The organism is Thioalkalivibrio sp. AKL7 (assembly GCF_000381705.1).
Lineage (GTDB): Bacteria > Pseudomonadota > Gammaproteobacteria > Ectothiorhodospirales > Ectothiorhodospiraceae > Thioalkalivibrio > Thioalkalivibrio versutus.
Window position 1 is genome coordinate 1 of record NZ_KB906963.1, and the last position, 4403, is coordinate 4403.

The 4403-nt window shown below is 56.0% G+C and carries 5 protein-coding genes and 3 pseudogenes; 6 read left to right on the top strand and 2 right to left on the bottom strand.

The genetic code is table 11. The features are described 5' to 3' along the window. Positions 1–104: pseudogene (locus G315_RS13835) on the bottom strand (NUDIX domain-containing protein); the annotation flags it as partial. Between the two features lie 466 nt (positions 105–570). Here G315_RS13835 and G315_RS0113595 point away from each other — a divergent pair. The 6 genes and pseudogenes from G315_RS0113595 to G315_RS0113620 all read left to right on the top strand — a co-directional run bounded on the left by G315_RS0113595 (position 571) and on the right by G315_RS0113620 (position 4145). Next, the gene (locus tag G315_RS0113595; RefSeq protein ID WP_019612696.1) at positions 571–1071 is read left to right on the top strand and encodes a hypothetical protein; all 501 of its coding nucleotides are present in this window, start codon (positions 571–573) and stop codon (positions 1069–1071) included. 147 nt (positions 1072–1218) lie between these two features. Further along, entirely contained in the window at positions 1219–1530 is a 312-nt protein-coding gene (locus G315_RS0113600; RefSeq protein ID WP_019612697.1) for a hypothetical protein, read from the top strand. An 89-nt stretch (positions 1531–1619) separates the two neighbouring features. Then, a complete protein-coding gene (locus G315_RS14590) occupies positions 1620–2249 on the top strand; it encodes a DUF5343 domain-containing protein (RefSeq protein WP_155986099.1) in 630 nt (209 codons plus the stop codon). Further along, complete coding sequence (locus G315_RS0113610; protein ID WP_196801702.1) at positions 2242–2829, top strand: Swt1 family HEPN domain-containing protein; 588 nt, start codon at positions 2242–2244, stop codon at positions 2827–2829. The genes G315_RS14590 and G315_RS0113610 overlap by 8 nt, the downstream gene beginning before the upstream one ends. A 123-nt stretch (positions 2830–2952) precedes the next feature. Next, positions 2953–3258 (top strand): annotated as a pseudogene (locus G315_RS0113615) (nuclease-related domain-containing protein); the annotation flags it as partial. Positions 3259–3395: 137 nt separating this feature from the next. Further along, complete coding sequence (locus G315_RS0113620; protein WP_019612701.1) at positions 3396–4145, top strand: transposase; 750 nt, start codon at positions 3396–3398, stop codon at positions 4143–4145. 76 nt (positions 4146–4221) lie between these two features. Here the strand turns inward: G315_RS0113620 and G315_RS14475 are convergent. Further along, positions 4222–4403: pseudogene (locus tag G315_RS14475) on the bottom strand (hypothetical protein); the annotation flags it as partial.

The following is a 4403-nucleotide window of genomic DNA, read 5'->3' on the forward strand; positions in this document are numbered from 1 at the left end:
GCCTGATCGGCCCCGCGACGCGCCAGAAAGATACGCCCCTGTGCATCCTCCAGAATGCCGCAGACCACCACCGCCTGATTCACTTCCGTGAGCGTCTCCAACACCGGCTCTCCGTTAACCTCTGGCCGGATCGTACCAGGGAACGCCGCCACCGCTCCCGCAGGAAGCTCGTTTCTCGGTCCACGCGTGGTGCCTCCTTCCGTCACGCCACACTGCGATAACGGTGATATACCGATTCTGCATAGCACCGTGCTCTGTCCCGCTCGTGCCGCCGATCTCCTCGTCTCGACCCGACTCAGTCCAGCCGCAAAGCTTCAACGTCGGCCCTGCATCTCGCCTATGTTGGATCTGCAGGCAGATCTAAGCCTTTGACCAAGCGTCGAGGATTTGTCGTCCCGGCGGGTCGGGCGCCCTGCCGCTCGACCCGCCGGACACTACCATGATAAAAGCATGGATTACCTGTGGTGGTGTGCCACCGAAAGGAGAACGCCGGGATGATATGCAGAATCTGTATATCACCAATATGAAAGATTCTGTCTAATCTACTGTTGGGCGTAAAGGAGAAGATTGATGCTTCGATCAGCAGTGGTAATCGCTTCGGTCATGCTGTCGCTTCCGGTCTATGCAGATTCCTTCCACGTTGCTGTCCAGTACGATTGCAACAAAGCAGAGGATTTTGTCGCCGTCTACTACCTCGGTGCGTACAACGAGGAGGGTGAGGAACTGATGCAGCGATTGGGAAAGGATGGAATCAACCCTCGGGAACTTGTTGAAGTGACCGACGCCAGAATCACCACAGAGAACACTGTCCGAAGGGAATGCGAACTGAGCGATGGATCCTATGTCGTGGAAATCGGACCCTCGCCAGGCAATCGCAACATTCAAGGCCGCTGCGGTGCTCATATGTCAGCATGGGTTACGTTCCACAAGGAAAACAAATTGCTCTCACGCACCGGCTTCGAAGGCGACTGTCTTGATCTCGAGTCGCCAATCATAACGAGCGCGCTTTGGCGCTCTGGGGCGGAAGAAGCCGACATCACGGAAGTGCCTTTTTCCGAGTTCTACAAGTAGGCGCCCAACAAAGCTCTTCAGCCGACGTGCGAAGAGGCACGCGGCTGAGAGCTAACGTTCGATGGCATCGGCCGCTTACAGAACCTTCAGGCCAGTTGCCCCTGGAGCCAAATCGCTCCGGCTACCACAACCTGAAAGGAGATAGTTATGCCAAGTGTCGACCAGGTGCGCCCGAAGATGTGGGATGACGTCATCGATCTGTACGATGACGGGAGTTACTCAGCTATCTGGGGCCGACGTGAAGAGGCGCCGAAGCGTAGTCTTGGCGTCCGGTGGAATGGCGCTGACGGGTACGCTGGCTATCCGAATCTCGGGAAGAACCCTGTGTGGTACAGCGAGCCTACCTTCTTGCAACACGCGATCCTCAGTGCACTGCTCGAGAAGGTAAAGAAGATGCAGGAGCATCCTCGCAGGGAAGAGTTCCTGCGAAACGTTCTTACTGCACTTGAGGAGTGCTAGAGAAGAGCATCGAACAAAGCCATGGAGCCGACGCGGCAAAGCGCGCGGCTCATGGCTGGCGTTATAAATCCAATCAATAGGAGCCTCTTATGGCACTACCAGGTGTGTATACGCAAGTGTATGGGCAACTGCCAAGCTTCCTTGCCACTATTAGAGAAGGGCAGGCGCCGGATAAGTTCACTCAGCAACATCTGAAGGATCTGGGGTATGCTTCGTCAAATTACCGGTCATACATTCCTATATTGAAAGCAATAGGCTTTCTTAGTGCCGATGGAACGCCAACGGCACGGTACCGAGCCTATCGAGACAGCACTCAGTCCAGGAGGGTGCTGGGTGAAGCGCTTAAAGAATCCTATGCTGATTTATTCGTAATCAAATCGCATCCAACGGATAAAGATAAGGATGCTTTGGCCGGGAAATTCAAGAGCGCCCATAATGCGACAGACCGCACAGCGGAGCTCATGGCGAAGACGTTTCTAGCGCTTCTAAAAGAAGCGGATATCGATCACGCGCCTTCGAAAAGACCAAAACCTCAGGAAAAGGAAAAACCGAAGGAAGAAGGGAGCGAAGAACCCAAAAAGCCGGAGGCAGCTGCGCCTCAAAAACCGATCGAGCCGCCCGGTCTTTATTACAATATCCAAATTCATCTTCCTGCAACGAAAGATGTTGAGGTTTGCAACGCCATATTCAAATCTCTACGGGAGCATTTAATTGACTGATAGCCCGGGAAAAGAATTTCGTGATTTCTTGTTTCGAGGGCTGATGTTTGAGTCGGAGGCCGCTCAATATCAGAAGGCAGGAATTCAGATTGGTGCTAACGCTTACCAAGACGAAGAAAACCTTCTTCTTGAAGCCTTATCACCTTTCGGTGTTTCTCGCAGAAATAATGCCCTCGAAATGGCAAGACTTTATGCGGTTTTGCATTGCTTCGAGAACGAAATCAGAGATCTTATACGGGAAACATTGGAAGAGAAGGAAGGGGCAGATTGGTGGGATAAGCTGCCGCAGAAGATTAGGAAGCATGCTGAATCAAGGCAGGAGGTAGCAACAAAAGATTCTTGGCTGGAGGGTGAGAAACAAGATCTTTTAGGTTTTGTAGACTTTGGGATGCTGGCCTCAATTATTATTGAAAAGTGGGACTGCTTCGAAATTATCCCGTCACAGCACTGGCTCAAGCAGCGAATGGAAGAGCTTGAGAAAGCGCGGCATTTTATAGCGCACAACAGAGTTCTTTTGCCCTCCGAGTTTCAGCGAGTATACATGTACATCGCGGACTGGAATAGAGTTATAGGATTGTAATTTATAACATTGCCTTGCAATTGACGCTCATGCTTCGCGGAATTGAAGGCAAGCGTTATCCATGCAGGTAGGATTCGGCAAATGACAACGCTAATACCTTCACTGAACAGCGGCCTGCCGCGCATGACGTCGGGTGAGAAGCGCTTTGCACGGCGGCTGGAGCGGTTCCTGGAGGATGACTACCTGTGCTGGTACGACGTACCGGTGGGCGGGCGGTCGGAGCATCCGGATTTCATCGTGCTGCATCCGCAGCGGGGGCTGCTGATTCTGGAGGTGAAGGACTGGCGGCTGGAGACCATCCGGCAGATGGATCGCCAGGAGGCGACCATCCTGACGGATCGGGGCCTGAAGGTGATGCCTAACCCGCTGGAGCAGGCGCGCCAATATGCCTATCAGGTCATCAAGCCACTGGAGCGCGATCCGCAGCTGAAAGCCGTCTGACGGCTGACGGGGTCGGACCTCTCGGTCCTCCCAAGAGTCAAGCACCTACCGCTTTCAAAGCCCGTTTCCGGGCGCTTAAACTGCCCATTTCGACCGCCAAATGGCTTGTTCCAGGGAGGGAACCCATGCCGCGCGCCAACCGCTACTTCGTGCCGGGCCATGTCTGGCACATCACCCATCGCTGCCACCGCAGGGACTTCCTCCTGAAGTTCCAGCGCGACCGCCTGTGCTGGCGTCAGTGGCTGTTCGAGAGCCGCAAACGCTACGACCTCTGTGTACTCAACTACATCGTCACGTCCAACCACATCCACCTCCTGGTACGGGATACCGGACGCAACGAGATCCCGGCTGCCATGCGCCTGATCGCCGGGCGAACCGCCCAGGCCTACAACCGCAGAAAAAATCGCAAGGGTGCGTTCTGGGAGGATCGCTACCACGCCACCGCCGTCGAAACCGGCGATCACCTCGCCCGCTGCCTCGTGTACATCGACCTCAACATGGTCCGGGCCGGCGCCGTCCAACACCCCTCCGAGTGGCTCGTATCCGGCTACCACGAGATCCAGCTCCCGCCCCGGCGCTACCGCATCATCGACCGCGAGGCGCTGGCCCGGGCCCTCGGCCTGCCTACGCTTCAGTCCCTCGCCGACACCCATCGAGGGTGGGTAGACGATGCGCTACACAACGACCGAGCCGCTCGGGATGATCGTTGGACGCAGGCGCTCGCCGTGGGAAGCGAACCGTTCGTGCGGACAATCCACGCACAGTTGGGCATCCGTGCCGTCGATCGCTCTGTGCGCAACGACGCCGATGCTTACCACCTCGCCGAAGACCCCGCCCCTTACAGCCACGTTCCCGACCCCAAATTGCCGTTCTAAGGCCCCAATTCACCGCCCCACAGGCCCTATCTTACTGATTCGCCGAAACTCCTCGAGGTCCGACCCCTGGTGACGTATAGGCACTACCGAACCCCGTGCTTCGATGAAACAGGTAGGCCTTGGCGTGCAGGCGCGTGCGGTGAGTGTCGTAGGAGACCCGAACCTCCGTGTTCGGCAGGCTTAGCAGAAACTCGATCGCCTTCAGATCCGTGGCCCCGAGGTACGAGGTCGTCGCGATCCGCAGCCTGGGTGCGCCAT